Genomic DNA, 15851 nt, shown 5'->3' with positions numbered 1-15851 from the left:
TTGCAGGACGAGGGCACGCACGCGTCGTGTCTGCGATCCGATGTCTGTTCATATCTGTTTTACGGGAAGGATTGCACACGCAATGTCGACAACGTCGAGTGCAGGTTCAACATCGTATGTGTTCTCACTCGGATTGCTGCAGCGCCAGCCGTCCGATCTCGTTGGTGGGCAATGGAAGCCGTTATCCGCAGGCAATGGGATCACATCGATTGATCCCGCTGAACCCAGATACACGCTATGGCAGGCGGATCCGTCACTTGCCAATCTCGATGAAGCGCTCGAGGCTGCCCGAAACGCGCTCCCTGTGTGGGCTGGCTGGTCGCGTGAGCAGCGATGTGCTGTGCTGAAGACCTACGCCGACATCTGTACAAAGCGCCAAACACAGATCGCAGAGCTGATCTCGCGAGAGACCGGCAAAGCGCTCTGGGATGCAACCGCGGAGGCGGGGGGGCTCGCTGCGAAGGTTGCAATTACACTCGACGATTCACAGTATGGTGCGATGTCACGCGTCACAGACTATGAACTGGCACTCACCGATTCACGAACTGGAAGGACATGGTACAAACCGCACGGCGTGATGGCAGTGGTTGCACCGTTCAACTTCCCGGCGCATCTTGCCAACGGGCACATCGTGCCTGCGCTTGTTATGGGCAACACGATCGTGCTCAAACCGAGCGAACGCACACCAGCAACCGGGCAGATGCTCGCTGAACTGTTCCACGAAGCGCTTCAGGCCCATCATGCGCCGCCCGGTGTTGTGAATGTTGTGCAGGGTGCAGTCGAAACCGCGAAGCGGATTGTGTCGGATTCGCGCGTCGATGGTGTGCTGTTCACCGGGTCATGGAATGTTGGCAGGCGCATCCTTGAAGCAAATCTTGATCATCCGTCGAAGATGATCGCGCTTGAGATGGGCGGCAACAACCCTGCGGTTGTCATGCCGGATGCAAACATGAGACAAGCTGCTATTGAGTGCGCTCGGGCAGCGTTTGTGACAACAGGGCAGCGTTGCACATGCACCCGCCGGCTGATTATCCACAAGGACATTGCTGAGACATTCATCGGAGCAGTGGCAAAGGCTGCGTCCAATGTCATCATCGGGCATCCTCGCGCAGAACACCCCGTGTTCATTGGGCCGATCATCTCAGCGCATGCCCGCGAAGCGGTGCTGAAGTTCCAGCAGGACCTTGTGGATGGTGGCGGCGAAATCATCGCAGAGGCCACAGGCATCGAGACACTCGATCATGGGTTTTATGTCTCACCCGGCATGGTGCAGGTTGACCACTTTGTTGCGGACGATGCGGGTGGACCAGCGTCTCATCCCGGGTGTGATATGGAGGTCTTCGGCCCGATGCTGCGCGTCTGTATTGTGGACTCACTCGACGATGCAATCGAACAGGCCAACGCGACGCGGTACGGGCTGGCAGCTTCCATTTTTACGAGCAACATGAACGACGCGAAACGGTTCCTGCACGAAGTTCGCGCAGGGTGCATCAACGTCAATACGGGTACAGCCGGCGCATCAAGCAAACTCCCGTTCGGCGGGCTTGGGCTTTCCGGCAATCACAGACCAGCGGGTTCGTTCAGCCTTGATTACTGCGCGTACCCGGTCGCTGGTATGATCGAGCAGGGAGAAGGTGTTGCCCTACCGCAGGGAATGCGATTCGAGGATGCGTGGGTGAAGTGAAAACTCAGAACAGGTCATCAACTTCATGTGCAACAAACTGGCCGAACGGCTGGGCGCAACGGGTCGTTATGCTGCGGCTTATGGGAGTGCTGCTTGCTGGTGTTGTGCTTCTGATTCCCGATGTACATGCAGTCTTGAATACATTGGCACAGTTGATCCTTGATCCATTTGTTCCGTTGTTGCCATATCAGATGGGTACATCGTCGTTTCGCGACACTGTCAGAATGAACTTCGACACGAGGTTTTCCGGAGACACGCCCACGATTTTGTTGCGCTTTGGTGTCTCAATGCTCTGTGTAGCTGTATTGTTCTTTGTTGTACTCAAACTGCTGCTGACACTGCCACCAGAAAGCAAAACTCACCGCAAGTAACAAATAAATAGGTGCCCGAGATGGCTGAGCCTCGTCAGATGACACAGACACACAACAACGAGAACGCAAAGCTTGTCTGGTGGGCCAGAACAGGCGTGTGCCTGATAGGAGTTGTATTTCTCGGGTTGTCTGTGCCTCGCGTTGTGAATGCGCTGACGGATATTGTGTTTTCGATCATCAGGTCTGAGTATGGTTTGATTGGAGAGGGCCCCAGCTTTGGATTCATTTTGTTTGCTGCATTCCTTGAACTCATCCGCTGGAATATCGGGGACATTTTGCAAGCTGTGCTTGGGTACTGGTGTCTGACATGTTCAGGCTCTGTGGCTCATCGCATCACACGCGGCCTTGTCGGCCATTGCTGGCACTGCGGGTATAGCCTTGAGGATCTTCAGGTTGACGCATGCCCCGAGTGTGGTGCTGCACTTGAATCAACAAGACAGCATATTTCTCCACAGAACGAACCCGATAATCAGACTCAACCGACGAATTCTGACTGATGCCTGTTGGTCGAGGAACGCGTGCCCGCTCCTCCGTAGTATCCCCGCATGCATCCTGACTTTGTCCCCGATACCAACGGCGATATGCCCAAACGCACCACACTCCCAAACCCCCGTGTTCAACCACGTTTTGGTGGCGTGTGTACGTTCGCACGCTTCCCCATGCTCGAACTCGTCCAGCAGGACTATCTGCCCGTGGACTGGGCGGTCTACGGATTTCCCTTTGACGCTGGCGTGACGTACCGGCCTGGTACACGATTCGGCCCGCGCGCGATCCGCGATGCATCGCAGTATGTCAAGCCGTACCACATTGAGCACGACATCGACGTGACGGAATGGCTGAGCCTTGCCGACGCTGGCGATGCGCCGATCAAGCCGTTCTCGTGCAAGGGCACGCTCGACAGCGCATGCGAGCACGCGTGCGGTATCGCCGATCCATCGCATACAAAGATCCTCGCGCTCGGCGGCGACCACTCGCTTGCGTACGCGAATCTGAAAGCGACGTGGATCCGTCGCGGCAAGCCGAGCGACGGTCTTGCGATGATCCACTTCGATTCGCACGTCGACACCGTGGATATGACTGGCGGTGAGAAGTGGTCGCACGCCTCGCCGTTTATCCGATTGATTGAAGAAGGATGCCTTGATCCGAAGCGCATGATCTCGATCGGTGTAAAGGGGCCGCTCAACACGCGCCATGATCTCGACTATGCGAAGGACGTTGGAATCGAGATGATCACCTACTCGCAATGGCGCAGGGAAGGCGATGTGCGCCTGCGGGAGTTTCTCAAGCGACTCGGGAACGACGAGACGTATGTGACGTTCGATGTCGATGCGCTGGACCCCGCGTTTGCACCTGGAACGGGAACGCCATGCATGGGCGGCTTCACATCAGCTGAAGCACTTGAACTGGTCCGTTCATTGGCGGGCGTGAATGTGGTGGGGGGCGACGTGGTTGAGGTGCTGCCAGCGATGGATCACGCGGAGATTACCGCGTTGATCGCTGCCCATCTGGCCTTTGAGATTCTGGCTCTGAGTGCAGTCCACAAGAGGCAGATGCACAGTTAATCGCGTGCCTACAGGTGGGAAACAGATGATCGGGCTAAGCCCACTGCGAGTTGATGGCAGACTGCGTGCTCTGTGGGCGTTGAAGTGGTCTTGTCTAGCGATCTCAATCCTGATTTTGCTTGCGGAAAGGTCCAGACGGGCTACGATTGGCCCCTGCTGGTGGGATAGGCCAGCAGGACTCCGGGGTGTAGCGCAGCTTGGTAGCGCGTTTCGTTCGGGACGAAAAGGTCGGAGGTTCGAATCCTCTCACCCCGACGTTTTGCTAGTTCGAGCCCTTCGGTGAGTACATCGAAGGGCTTTCTCTTTGTACAGACCAGACTTACGCCATCGAGTTGGTAGTTCAAACACACGATTTCGAGGATTCTTCGCTTCGTTGGGTAATCGGCCGCAACCCATTGCTCACAAAGCGTTTGCGAAAGTTCAAACACCTTCGACGCAAGCTCCGCATTTTCATCGTGCGAGCGATCCAGCACATCAAGCTGCAGCTTGATCGATGCGAGCCTGTCTCGAAGCTGTGTGTGCTTGTGCGCGAATGTGTCCTGGTCCACATCGTCGCTGAGTCTGAGATTGAGCAATCGGTCCTGTTGCTCGACGAGCAACGTAGCCTGGCGCTGGAGTTCGGATCGCTGAGCGCGCGCATCATCCTGCGCATCGCGTGTTTGTGACGCGAGCACCATCCTGAACCAATCACGCACATCGGGATCCTTGATCTTGATCGAGTCGAAGAGCGCAAGCATCTGCTGATCGAGATCCTTCTCGGTGACGCGCACACGCGGATGTCCCTCGGCGGTGTAGCCGCTGCATCGGTAATAGACATACTGCTTCACGCCGGACCTGGTCTTCTTCCTGACCTGCTCGCCGGTAACGACTCGACCGCAATGGGCACAGGTGATGAGCCCACCCGCATAGGTGAGTTGGTGCGCGTGGTAGGTGGTGCCGCCGAGCAAGGCCTCGACTCGTTTCCATGTCTCGCGGTCGACGAGCGGTGTCTGCTTGCCGGGATACCACTGGCCCTTGAAGGGGACCTCTCCGATGTAGGAACGATCGATGAGAATCGAGTGCAGCTTGCTGCGCGTGAACCGTGGTGCGTGGGGCAGGTACACTGCGCACTCGGCGTGCAACCGGTCGCGGAGCGCATCGAGTGTGAGTGGCTCGTACGCGTAGAGATGGAAGATCCGCTGGACAGTTTTCGCAGCAGCCTTGTCGACGACCGCAACGCAGCGGCCGTCCTTGCGAATGTTTTTGTAGCCGTATGGTGCCTTGCCGACGAACCAGCCCTCCTGCACGCGGCGGGCAAGCCCCTCTTTGACATCGACGGATTGCTGCTCGGTGTAGAAGCTCGCCATGTTGGCGAGCGTGCGTCGCATCATGCGACCTGCGGGTGTGTTCTCGGTGGGCTGTGAAATAGAAATGAACGGGAGGCCGTACTCGCTCTCCAGGCGCTCAAGTTCGACGTAATCGAAGAGGTTGCGAGACGCACGGTCGATCTTGTAGAAGAGCAACCCGTCGAGCTCGACCGCGTGCTTCTTCGCATAGGCGATCAGTTCACGGAACGCGGTTCGCTGCTCGTGCTTGCTCGCTGTCTCTGCAATGCGGAGAAACTTGACGATCTCGCCGCCAGCCTGCTCTGCGTAGCGATGCAGCGCCTCTTCCTGCACGGCGAGCGAAAAGCCCTCGCGTTCCTGCTCTCTGCTGCTGACGCGTGCCAGTGCCGCAAACCGTTTCATGATGATGGCTCCTGCGACAACACCGAGATCAAACGGCTTGTTGTCAGCAGAATTGTAACCGCGTCATCGATGGAAAGCGGCTCGGTGTAGTACGGTTGCCAGACGTTTATTGTTTTTTCTATCAGTTCCGATGTGATCCACTCTGGCAATCCATCGGGCACATCACAGCACGCACGATCGTGCGCAGTCGTGCGTGCTGTTGTGCCCTGTTCGGTGTGCATGGTGTGAAAAGCATGTTGGATCGGACATAACCCAATTCTGGGCAACGAGTTAGAGTGCGAAGAGGTTCACGTCGACTGCGGGACTGATTCAAACAGCCGATTCAAACAACGGTGCCTGCTCGATCTCCTTTGCGCGTTGCTGCTCCGCGAGTGCGTGCCCGTCCTATCCAAAAACTGAATTCACACCGCTTTTCGATGGTAGGAACGCAGCAAACCGCCTAGTCGCTCACTGCAACCCACTTCTGTGGCAGGTCCATACTCGGGCGGTGAAGGTTTGCCGATTCGCAGATTGTTCAATCCTTGGTGAGGGCGATCTGCGTTGTAGTGCTCGACATACGCAGCGATAACATGTCGGAGTTGGCGTTCGCCAAAGAGAATCATGTGATCCAGACACTCACTCTTGATCGAGAGCACGAACCGTTCAGCGTATGCGTTGAGATTTGGGCTGCGCGGCGGGAGCTTCACACACCCAATGCCGGATTCGCTTAGCAACCGTTGGAATGCCATCGTGAACATGGGGTCACGATCATGGATCAAGAACCGCTTGCCAAGCAGGAAGCCGTCGAACACGTCGGTCAGATTCCTCGCGATCTGCTGCATCCATACATCTGAGAGCTTCGAGGTGATGCCTGCGACTTCGACTCTGCGAGATTCGAGCTCGATGACAAACAACACCCAATAGCGTGTGAGCCCTTTTGATGTCCACACTTCGACAGTGAAAAAGTCGGTAGCTGCGATCATCGACCAGTGCGTCTTCAGGAACTTCCGCCAAGTCGTACGCTTCATTCGCTCGGGTGCAGGCTCAATCCCATGCTCGTGCAAGATGTTGGCAACAGTTGATGACGACATACGATGTCCGAGTACTTTGAGCTCACCAACGATCCGTTCGTAGCCCCAGTTATTGTCTGTCGCCATCTGGACAACGAGCGTGCGTATGTGCTCCATGACGCGCGGTCTCCCCGGTTTTCGTTTCGTACTTCCGTCATACTTCCGCGCGATCAACTGGCGATGCCAACGCAACAGTGTGGCAGGGGTCACGATAGAGCACACGTCACGCAACGCCCTCCGACCAAGCCGTTTCGCTCGAACCGCAAGACGTCTGCGCTGCTTGTCGGTGAACTTGAGCCGCCGTTTCCCAAACTGCTCTCTCAATACCCGATTCTCTTCACGAAGATACTCAATGATCAACTGCTGCTGCTCGTTGAGCAGGCCACCAACGATCACCGCGAGCATCTGCCAAGGCTTGACCATCTGATTCATGCTGCAGCGTATCGATACAGAACAAGGCCAGCGTTAGAGCCAAGAATTATGAGTGAACTGAGTATTTGGAGGGCACACCATCTAAACTCTGAGGGTAATCATTGGCGTTGATGATAAGGCGGTTCCACAATCACTGATAGTGCCATTTGATGTGTAACGATTCGCATGATTAATAGATCACGTCATTCGACTCTTGCTGTTGCGAAGTTGTCAGGAACAAAGCCGATGGCTCGTCCATCGATTCACATCTGTTGGGTCTTGGTTCCAGACGACTCGATCGTGGAGTCTTCCCTCGCGCGCTGACCAGAGCTCCACAGTGTGAGCAAACAACCTATATCCACCCCAGTGTTTGGGGCGGTTTAGGCCTCCGCTGAGCATTGTGGATTTCGCAACGTGCAGCGCCTTTGTGATCAGTTCGTCTCGCGAGGCAAGTGGGGCGCTCTGCGCGCTCGCTGCCGCACCGATTCTTGATAATAGCGGGCGCTTGTTGAAGTACTCATCGCTTTCTTTCTCACTCACGCGCTTGACACCGCCCTCAATGCGCACTTGTCTTTTTGCATGAGGCCAGTGAAACAGCGCAGCGGCTCGCGGGTTTGATTCGATCTCGCTGGCTTTTCGGCTGGTGTAACTCGTGTAAAAGACAACTGCTAGCGGAGATAACTCGACTGATTTGCACAGCACGATACGCGATGAGGGTGCGCCATAGGATGTTGCGGTTGAGAGCGACATCGCATTCGGATCATCGTACACACCCGAAGTCCTGGCTTGCTCGAACCATGACAGCAGCATCTGACAGGGATCTGCGGGAACTTCATGTGGAATGTCGTTGCAGGAGGCAAGCCGACGGATCAACTGAATGATGGTGTCTTTTCCGGCATCGCGTGCGGTTCTGTCCTGTTGGTTGTCCGGTGTACTCATCTGGGATGCCCTATATGAACGACGTTGTGTGCTCAATCGCTCCTGTGGCTGATTCTTATTGTGACGACGTATAATCACGCTTTGATTTACACTTCTTTATATGCCTTCCAGTCAAATGTCTCGATGAGTCCATTGACGATCTCATGCGTGGGCACGCAAAGGCTGGTTGAAGACGCGTGTCTGATGATCTGGCGATTGAGTTGGCCAACTTCTGATTCTCGCCCCTTCCTGATGTCCTCGACCATGCTGGGCGTGTGGTCCCGCGCACCTTGCATTGTTTCGATTGCGTGCTGTTCGAACGAAGCGCCAAGCTCAATTCCTTCCGCAGTGGCCACCTCGATGCCCTCTCGGAGCAGCCTTATCACAACATCAAATGCCGGGCTGTCGAGCACCTCTCCGACGGTACAGTTCACAAGCGCTGCGACAGGATTCATCGCAGCGTTGACGATTGCTTTCTTCCACACGGCCTGATCGATCGCGTCTGTGTGCTGAGTGTCCAGCCCTCCACGTGTCAGCGCTGCAGCAATGTGCTCGCTGACGTGACGATCAAGTGTGGTTGGTCCACCGATCGCGTGTGGCGGCTGATTCGTGTGGATGTGTGCAGCTGTACACCCGTTTTCTTCCTCGAGCGACACACCCAGCGTGAGTACCATTCGGAGCACTTGGCACTCCGGCATCAACGACATGAGTTGCTCACCGGGCTCAATCCCATTCTGGAAACTCACAACATGCGCGGATCTATCGTTGCGGCTGCTTGCTCGGAGGACGGGGGCAAGTTCGGCGGCGATCGAAGGAATTGCTGTTGTCTTTGTCGCGACAAACACAACGTCTGCACCGCCGGCTGCAGGAATGTCAGCGCACGATCGAACCACCACCGGATGAGAGTTGCACTGAATGTGTCCTGTGCATCGCACGCCATCGCGGAACAGTGACGACGCGCGTTCCGTATTCCTGCTCACCACAATCACGGGACACACTTGCCCGAGAACTGCAGCCAGTAGCGTGCCCATCGAGCTCGAACCGATCACTGCGACGCGCTGCATGGTCCAGTTATCTTCGAATGTGTCGGTATGGTGCTTTGTGCTCGCTTCCATGATGTGGTGCGCTCCTCGCGGGCATTGTTTACGGGAGTAAGCCCCCGGTGCGGATGCCAACTCCTAGGATCAGCATAAGCACTGCCAGCCCGGTCAGGCAGACCGTGAGAATCAAAAATAGCTGCAGATTCTTCTCACTGAGCCGTGAGACAACTCTGTGTTGTGTGAACGCGGCGACACAGATAGTCAGAATGAGCACCACCATTTTCGCTGCGATCATGCGTGTGTGCATTGTCGGTTCGGCGATAATCTTTGAGAATGATCCAATCCAGTGGTGTGCCAGCCACAATCCAGAAACAACCTGAATGCCAAGTGCAGCGAGCCCGATCGGACCGAACTGCCGCTCAAACTGAACAACTGCATCGGTTGATCGAGTCCGGAATGCGTACGGGATGATCGCGAACAAGAGTACCATGTGACCACCGATCCACAATGCTGATCCCATGAGATGGGTTATGACCATGAGTTTGTATGTCATCGAAGACCTCATTTGTGAAACGGAAACACAAGTTCATCATTACACAACCGCTTGTATTCACGCGATTGATCGACCAGGTCAACCACCATCATGGTTAGATGATGTCCCTTCGCTAGGCACATTCCAGATTTCATTGAACACCTGCACAACGCCGTTGATGCTCTGCGCAAACTGGATTGCCGATTCTTTAGATGCAAAGGCAGCTACACCTGATCCCATCGGTGTTCTTAACTGTTCAGACAAAGCGAAGTATGCGTTTTCTGTTTCAAACCACTCCAACGTGGCGTAGTCGTGTGACCATCGCTTTGATGGCACTCGTTCGATGTGGGCAGTCTCATACTGCCTTTGGCAGTTGAAATCATCAAACAGCATTGCGTCAGTTCCACGGCTACTTGGGTAGAGTGTTGCGGTGGCGTATCGTTCATCGCTAATGATCATGCCACACTCGGCACACATCGAATCGCCGATCAGGATCTGAGGCGGCCCGAGCGTGTCAGTCCGGTCGCAACCCGGGATAGTTGCGAGCAATGCGACTCCACAGAGCAAATGTGTTGTTTTCATACCGTGATCCTCTTTGCAAAGAGAATGACTGCCAAAGTGACGGGGACAACCGCCCACATTGCCATGACACCGCCGATCAGCCAGCCCAGCCATTCGCCATAGACACGAGACGCATACGAACCAACCGGTCCGAGCACATCAAGCGATGCGTTGATACTGAAAATCACAAGCAGCTTGAATGCCTGAAGCGGATTGATAACACCAAGCGCAAATACCTCCTGAACTCTGAGCTTGAAGATTAGCGTGCCGGCCATCAATCCCAGATCGCTCAGAAGCACAAATGCGAGCCAGAGGAAGAGCGCTACACCTGTGGCGACCGATACTCTGCGTGACATTACAGACACAACCATGCTGATCGAGAGCATCGCAAGCGCAAGCAGCACCGTTGCACCGACCAGAACGAGATATGCGCCAACGCCAACACCGCCTGCGCGCCACACGAGCACAAGCGCACTAATGCCAAATCCAAGACACAACAAGCATGAGAGTGCGCATGCAAGACCAACATACTTTCCGAGCAGCAACTGCGATCGCGACAGCGGCTGGGCCATGATGTAGAGCAGCGTACCACGCTCACGTTCACCCGCAATGGAGCCCGCTCCGACGGACAACGCCATCAATGGCACAATGAGCATGATGAGATTCAACAAGCCCGCAGCAGTTCGCCCGAATCCCGCAAAGCCTTGCGAGCCCGAGCCACTCAGAGAAAGGAATGAGACTGCAACTGCTAGGCCAGCAAAAGCCAGCGAGTAAAGCAGAAACCACCTACTACTGATCGCATCCCGGAACTCGCGCCGCGCGATCACCCACAGCCCCCCCGCATACGACAGACAGGAGGTGTGTTCACCCTGAGAGTGTCCCACTTGGATCGTTGTCATGTCTTTTCTCCCGGCAATGTCACATTCTCAAGCAGTTCGATATCTCGCACCTCAATGTTGTGCTGCGACAGCACATGGATGGGTGTTGCCTTGTTGTCGCTGGGAACGGATACACAGAGCCCACTTCCGTTAAGATGGACCGCGTGCCCAGCGGATTGCAGGATCTCGGCTGCTTTTGTCTCCGATGACATGTTCAGCACGAGGCGCATCACCTGCACACTCGTCTTGGTTGGCCAGAGTTCGGCAGGTGTGGATGTACGGACAACCTTGCCCTTCTCAAGCACCATGACTCTTTCAGCAAGCGCCATGACTTCATCAGGTCTGTGTGATGCGAACAGCAGCGTTTTCCCTGAATGCAACAGCTGCTTCAGTGTGTCGACCACCTCGCCGCGACCAATGGAATCGAGATTTGAGGTTGGCTCGTCCAGAATGATCAGTGGTGGATCTGAAAGCAATGCGGTCGCGAGCGCAAGCCGCTGCTTCATGCCACCGGACAGATCGCGGACTCGTTTTCGCTCGTGTCCCTGGAGACCAACCGCGCGTAGCGAGTCACTGGCCGAAGCCAAGTCTGCTCGCCTGAGCCTTGCAAAGAACATCATCGCCTGAGCGAGCCTTATATCGTCGTGAAACGCAAGTTCCTGTGGCACATAGCCGACACGCGATCGAGCAACTCGGCCATGGCGACGCACATCGACACCACCGATCGTGATGGCTCCACTGCACCGTGTCACACCGAGCAGGCAACGGATGAGTGTCGTTTTTCCTGCTCCGTTGCTTCCCCACAGCGCCAGCGACGATCCCCTCGGGAGTTCGAAAGAAACATCATCGACTGCTCTGGTCTTTCCAAATGTTCGGCTGACATGTGATGCTACGATCATGGCACATCCTTTGTTGCAGTCTGCCCGAGCGGTTGTTCCCAGTACAGCCAGCTACCGAGACACGCCACTCCACCGATGAGACAGATACCGACGATTGCCAAATGCCATGGCGTGCTTTGATGTTTCGGCATTGTGATATCAATACTGGGCGCTTTCACAAGCGGATGTTCGTCAATAAATACGGGCTGAGGCCTGAGTTCAGGCAGCGCCCGCGCGGTAAAATCGACCGCCTGCTGGGCTGGGCTATGCATGAAGAACCGAAGATTTGGCTCTCTACTCACGATTGCTGCGAACAGGTTTCGCGGCGCATATGCAAGATCGCCGATGCCATCGCGATCGTGATCGAAGCCAGCGTAATCTGACCAGAAGTTGCCGGTGCCTGCAGTTGAGAATGTGTTGTTTCCGAGATCACCCCTGCCGTGAGTTGCAGCTTGTTCTTCATTCTCTATAAACGCATTGGAAACAATCGTGTTGCTGTGTGTGTTTGGTGTTGCCAGCAATCCAATCTCGTTGAACGCGATCATGTTGGACGAGATCGATCCGATGGAATCGATCGATGAAGGGGCGTTGTCGATGTAGATGCCAACACGATTGGCAAGCAGCGCGTTGCCGAAGAGTTCTATATCGTCACAGTCTTTCAGCCCGATGCCATATCCAGAAGCTCCGCGATTATCCGTCATCCTGTTTGCTATGAGCGTGATTCGGTTGCTGTACATCAGGTAGACACCGACAGAGTTACTCGCTAACTCGTTCTCTTCCAGCGTTGTGTCATGGCTGTACATAAAATGCAGGCCATACCGAGAGCCGCTCACAACATTTCGTGAGATCTTGAGTCCTTCAGAATACCAGAACACCATATCTCTTGCTTGTCTGACGATGTTGTCTTCAACTGTGCAGTGATGGCTCCACCACAATCGAATTCCGTCACCGCGCCGACCCGGCTCTAGCGGCTTACCAGTGATGTCGTTGTACCGAACCACCGAATCCGACGACTCTCGAAGATCGATCCCAAAGAGCGCATCGGTGATAACATTGTGTTCAATGACGACGGCTGGCGCAAGCACTCGAATTGCAGCAGGCTCACCCGTCACGTTATCACCCGAACCGGTCACTCGTATGTTACGAACCGTCACGCTCGGCGCCGTAATCTCAATTACTGTACCAATACCCTCGCCATCAATTGTCACTTCTCCTTGTCCATCAAGCACAACTGGTGAGCGTACTTTCAACTGGCCGCGGTACGTTCCTGGAGGAATGACAACAGTACTGCCTGACGAGGCATCCGCAATCATGCGTTCGAGCATCTCTACAGACATGCGATGCTTCGACTGTTTGTCCTGACTGATCTGCCCGTTCGCGTGGATAGGTGCCGCTACAGCAAAGACGGCTGCCAGCACGGCTGACACAACTCTGGTTTGTTTCGGGCACATTTACACATCTCCATCAGATCACTGAACCTGTTCATTCTCATCAGCTTGCGCTCTGACAAGCGGGAGGTATGCGCGTCGGTGGAAGAACAGCGCGATGACCATGACAACTGAGGAAGTTGACGCCAGCACGAGCCCCGCGCCTGGTGTGGCGATGGTCACAAACTGGCCGATACCGCCCTTACCAAGCGCGGTTGGCACAAACGGTTTCACAGAGTTGGATAGCGGCGCATTGGGGTCGAGATTCAAACCAAAGTGACGCATCCAGAGGTGTAGATCCAGCAGGAACACGATCGGGAACAACATTGCCGGTAGCACAAGCAGCACCGCCCATCGACTATGAATGAACGCGGCAAACTCAAGCATGACAACCATCGCGATCATGACAAACACGCCAATCTTTCGTTCAAACCGCGCAGCTTCGTAGAGTGATCGCATGCCAATGTAGTGGTTCAGTCCATCGATTTCAGCAACATCACCTGTCAGGGTGTTCATATACGCGGTCATGTGCAAGCCGCTTGGATATTGCGGTGCCTGGAGTTCCATGTGCCAGTACGGCAGGAAGAGTGACACCAGCAGCAGAGCTCTTGCGAGCAGCAGAAACCATCCGGGCATACCGAATCGAAGGCCGTGTTGTGCCTGTTGATCTCGACTTAACCTCGGACCGACGATGCGATCAACAATCGCTGATTTCATTGTGTGATCCCTTTTTGCGTGGATGATGACATGGCGAAGAAAAGGAAATATGACAATCGGTCGCGGCATGTTTCCACGGCGCGACCGTCGGATCAGTTCGGCTCAACCATGAAGTACCCCATCATCTCGAGGTGGAGTGCCGAGCAGAACTCTGAGCAATAGAACGGGAATGTGCCAGGCGTATCAGCGATAAACTCGATCTTGGCGGTTTCTCCCGGCTCCAGACTGAGATTCACGTTGTACACCGGTATCGAGAACCCATGCACCGCATCAACCGCACGTTCTATGTTGGTGATGCGCCAAATCACTTTGTCGCCTTGCTTCACCGTGACATGCTCAGGATTAAAGTGACTACGCACGGAAGTCATGAATACTTCGACTGTGTTGCCCTTGCGAACAACCCGCTCCATCTTCGGTTTTGGTGCCATGGGATCCATGGATTGTGTGTGCGGATCCCACCCGATTTCTGGATACACCGCCCACGGATTGAGTTTGTCTGCTTTAACAATCTGTGCGTAGTGAGGTTCACCGACACCGATGGGCATGTCATAAATAACGGGCATTGTCGTGCCCTTTGCAGATATATCGACGAGTTGGAAGTTCTGCGGGAGAAGGGGCCCAGTCTGGAAAAAACGATCCACTGACCATTTGTTAAATGCGACGAGATACTTGCCATCGGGGCTGACGGTGTCTCCCTCGGCAACACCGATATGTCCCACATTGTAGTGAACAGGTGTCTTATGAACGAGTGTCCAGTCGGGTTCCGGAGTGCCACTGCCATAGGAACCACCAAGCGTCCATCGTGCGACAGCTGAGTCAAGGAACAGCGACGTATAGGCATACCCATCGGGACCAAACTGTGTATGAAGCGGCCCGAGACCTACTTCAACCTGTGCTTCGACCACCGCATCAAAGTCGAGAATCGGAACGCCGAAATCGTCTTTGCCTGCAAACTTCTTTGACGCGATTGCGCTTGTGATCTTTTCGAATGAGTAGATTGTTACGTGCGGATCGAGTTTGCCGGACACAACTATGAAATCCCCTTTCGGAGCAACATCAACACCGTGCGGGCTGCGCGGTTCTGGTGTGATATAGAGCAGCCCTTCTGCGATTGCTGTCTGCAAGGTGATCACCGGGAAGCCCTTGACTATCTCGACCTTGCCAGCCTGATAGATCTTCTCTGCCTTGTGCCAGTCGATGATGTGAAGGAAGTCGGTAGCGTTCCTACTAACCCCGGCTTCGAAGGGAGGCTTCTTATCCTGAATTCCACCGGTTGCCATCTCGGAGTTGAGAGAGTTGAGGAAGATGTATCCTTCACTCACCCCCTTGCCCGCATCAGATAAATCTTGCCAGTACGGGGGAAGTTCTATTGCGAACGATTTCTCCTTGTCGATCCTGCCTTTGGCTCGATCGAACTTCCACATCGTGACCGAGCCCTTGTATTTCTCCTTGTACTCTTCGATCGGGGCGTACTCATGACCCCACGGCACAGCATACTGACCGCCTTCAATCACGTACTCAGTATTGGGTGTAACGAACGTGCCACCATGATCGCTGATCGTCAACGGATTTTTGATAATCTGCTTTGTTTCAAAGTCGCGCAGATCGATTACTGCGACTCGTGCGTTGATCTTGTCGTTGATGAAGCACCACTGACCGTCGTAGTCACCATCAGTCTCAGAAAGGGCTGGATGGTGCGTGTCTCCCCAGAGGTTCTCCTTCCCATCCACATACCCTTCTTTGAGTACTTCTTCACCAACACCATACCCCCAGCCTTGCCACGGTTCGGGAGTAAAAACCGCGATAGACCGCAGTAGGCGCATCGAGGGAACGCCTATAACGAACACCTGTCCGGAATGCCCACCGGAGGAGAAGATGATGTACTCATCCTTCATGCCACTGGGAACAAAGGTCTTAGCGGCAGCGAGGAGGTCGGCAGTGCTGAGCCCTCTTGATTCGGCGACCTTCTGGACATCACTAATTGACTGCCCAACTGCTGCGGCCGTTACCATCGCGGCGCCGGTTATGAATGCGATTCTCGATACGCCTCTCGTACGTTTCATGTGAAACTCCTTGGTTCAATGCGCGTGTCACAA

The 15851-nt window shown here is 54.8% G+C and carries 13 protein-coding genes, 1 tRNA gene and 1 pseudogene; 4 read left to right on the top strand and 11 right to left on the bottom strand.

From position 1 onward, the window contains the following. Positions 1 to 82: 82 nt before the first annotated feature. The 4 genes from H6815_00220 (at position 83) to H6815_00205 (ending at position 3872) form a co-directional block, all read left to right on the top strand. Positions 83 to 1684 (top strand): aldehyde dehydrogenase family protein, encoded by a 1602-nt coding sequence (locus tag H6815_00220; protein ID MCB9858850.1) that lies wholly within the window; start codon positions 83 to 85, stop codon positions 1682 to 1684. A gap of 391 nt (positions 1685 to 2075) precedes the next feature. Then, positions 2076 to 2552 carry a hypothetical protein gene (locus H6815_00215; GenBank protein MCB9858849.1) on the top strand — a complete coding sequence of 159 codons (477 nt, stop codon included), beginning with the start codon at positions 2076 to 2078 and terminating at the stop codon, positions 2550 to 2552. Positions 2553 to 2636: 84 nt separating this feature from the next. Then, a complete protein-coding gene (gene speB, locus H6815_00210) occupies positions 2637 to 3617 on the top strand; it encodes an agmatinase (GenBank protein MCB9858848.1) in 981 nt (326 codons plus the stop codon). Between the two features lie 181 nt (positions 3618 to 3798). Beyond that, positions 3799 to 3872 (top strand) — tRNA-Pro (locus tag H6815_00205). Here H6815_00205 and H6815_00200 read toward each other — a convergent pair. From H6815_00200 to nosZ, 11 genes and pseudogenes are all read right to left on the bottom strand, one after another. Further along, positions 3857 to 5344 (bottom strand): annotated as a pseudogene (locus H6815_00200) (recombinase family protein). The gene H6815_00205 and the pseudogene H6815_00200 overlap by 16 nt on opposite strands. Positions 5345 to 5745: 401 nt before the next feature. After that, complete coding sequence (locus H6815_00195; GenBank protein MCB9858847.1) at positions 5746 to 6825, bottom strand: transposase; 1080 nt, start codon at positions 6823 to 6825, stop codon at positions 5746 to 5748. A 210-nt stretch (positions 6826 to 7035) separates the two neighbouring features. Continuing rightward, entirely contained in the window at positions 7036 to 7743 is a 708-nt protein-coding gene (gene pdxH, locus H6815_00190) for a pyridoxamine 5'-phosphate oxidase (GenBank protein ID MCB9858846.1), read from the bottom strand. A gap of 86 nt (positions 7744 to 7829) precedes the next feature. Further along, complete coding sequence (locus H6815_00185; protein ID MCB9858845.1) at positions 7830 to 8837, bottom strand: ketopantoate reductase family protein; 1008 nt, start codon at positions 8835 to 8837, stop codon at positions 7830 to 7832. 28 nt (positions 8838 to 8865) lie between these two features. Next, positions 8866 to 9315 (bottom strand): hypothetical protein, encoded by a 450-nt coding sequence (locus tag H6815_00180; protein ID MCB9858844.1) that lies wholly within the window; start codon positions 9313 to 9315, stop codon positions 8866 to 8868. A 78-nt stretch (positions 9316 to 9393) separates the two neighbouring features. Then, positions 9394 to 9876: a nitrous oxide reductase accessory protein NosL gene (locus tag H6815_00175; protein MCB9858843.1), complete on the bottom strand. Its 483-nt coding sequence runs from the start codon at positions 9874 to 9876 to the stop codon at positions 9394 to 9396. Beyond that, the gene (locus tag H6815_00170; GenBank protein MCB9858842.1) at positions 9873 to 10754 is read right to left on the bottom strand and encodes an ABC transporter permease subunit; all 882 of its coding nucleotides are present in this window, start codon (positions 10752 to 10754) and stop codon (positions 9873 to 9875) included. The genes H6815_00175 and H6815_00170 overlap by 4 nt, the downstream gene beginning before the upstream one ends. Continuing rightward, positions 10751 to 11632, bottom strand: a complete 882-nt coding sequence (locus H6815_00165) for an ABC transporter ATP-binding protein (GenBank protein MCB9858841.1) — start codon at positions 11630 to 11632, stop codon at positions 10751 to 10753. The genes H6815_00170 and H6815_00165 overlap by 4 nt, the downstream gene beginning before the upstream one ends. Continuing rightward, positions 11629 to 13062 carry a nitrous oxide reductase family maturation protein NosD gene (gene nosD, locus H6815_00160; GenBank protein MCB9858840.1) on the bottom strand — a complete coding sequence of 478 codons (1434 nt, stop codon included), beginning with the start codon at positions 13060 to 13062 and terminating at the stop codon, positions 11629 to 11631. The genes H6815_00165 and nosD overlap by 4 nt, the downstream gene beginning before the upstream one ends. 18 nt (positions 13063 to 13080) lie before the next feature. Beyond that, on the bottom strand, positions 13081 to 13755 hold the full coding sequence (locus tag H6815_00155; GenBank protein MCB9858839.1) for a cytochrome C: 675 nt from the start codon (positions 13753 to 13755) through the stop codon (positions 13081 to 13083). 92 nt (positions 13756 to 13847) lie between these two features. After that, on the bottom strand, positions 13848 to 15818 hold the full coding sequence (nosZ, locus tag H6815_00150) for a Sec-dependent nitrous-oxide reductase (protein ID MCB9858838.1): 1971 nt from the start codon (positions 15816 to 15818) through the stop codon (positions 13848 to 13850). Positions 15819 to 15851: the final 33 nt, after the last annotated feature.

The sequence above is a fragment of the Phycisphaeraceae bacterium genome, assembly GCA_020639155.1.
Taxonomy (GTDB): Bacteria; Planctomycetota; Phycisphaerae; order Phycisphaerales; family UBA1924; genus JACKHF01.
This window is presented reverse-complemented; position numbering and strand designations above follow the sequence as displayed.

What these genes read in the sequence shown, in the direction of transcription:
- H6815_00220 (MCB9858850.1), top strand. Translation starts at nt 83, where the DNA reads ATGTCGACAACGTCGAGTGCAGGTTCAACATCGTATGTGTTCTCACTC.
- H6815_00215 (MCB9858849.1), top strand. Translation starts at nt 2,076, where the DNA reads ATGGCTGAGCCTCGTCAGATGACACAGACACACAACAACGAGAACGCA.
- speB (MCB9858848.1), top strand. Translation starts at nt 2,637, where the DNA reads ATGCCCAAACGCACCACACTCCCAAACCCCCGTGTTCAACCACGTTTT.
- H6815_00195 (MCB9858847.1), bottom strand. Translation starts at nt 6,825, where the DNA reads ATGAATCAGATGGTCAAGCCTTGGCAGATGCTCGCGGTGATCGTTGGT.
- pdxH (MCB9858846.1), bottom strand. Translation starts at nt 7,743, where the DNA reads ATGAGTACACCGGACAACCAACAGGACAGAACCGCACGCGATGCCGGA.
- H6815_00185 (MCB9858845.1), bottom strand. Translation starts at nt 8,837, where the DNA reads ATGGAAGCGAGCACAAAGCACCATACCGACACATTCGAAGATAACTGG.
- H6815_00180 (MCB9858844.1), bottom strand. Translation starts at nt 9,315, where the DNA reads ATGACATACAAACTCATGGTCATAACCCATCTCATGGGATCAGCATTG.
- H6815_00175 (MCB9858843.1), bottom strand. Translation starts at nt 9,876, where the DNA reads ATGAAAACAACACATTTGCTCTGTGGAGTCGCATTGCTCGCAACTATC.
- H6815_00170 (MCB9858842.1), bottom strand. Translation starts at nt 10,754, where the DNA reads ATGACAACGATCCAAGTGGGACACTCTCAGGGTGAACACACCTCCTGT.
- H6815_00165 (MCB9858841.1), bottom strand. Translation starts at nt 11,632, where the DNA reads ATGATCGTAGCATCACATGTCAGCCGAACATTTGGAAAGACCAGAGCA.
- nosD (MCB9858840.1), bottom strand. Translation starts at nt 13,062, where the DNA reads ATGTGCCCGAAACAAACCAGAGTTGTGTCAGCCGTGCTGGCAGCCGTC.
- H6815_00155 (MCB9858839.1), bottom strand. Translation starts at nt 13,755, where the DNA reads ATGAAATCAGCGATTGTTGATCGCATCGTCGGTCCGAGGTTAAGTCGA.
- nosZ (MCB9858838.1), bottom strand. Translation starts at nt 15,818, where the DNA reads ATGAAACGTACGAGAGGCGTATCGAGAATCGCATTCATAACCGGCGCC.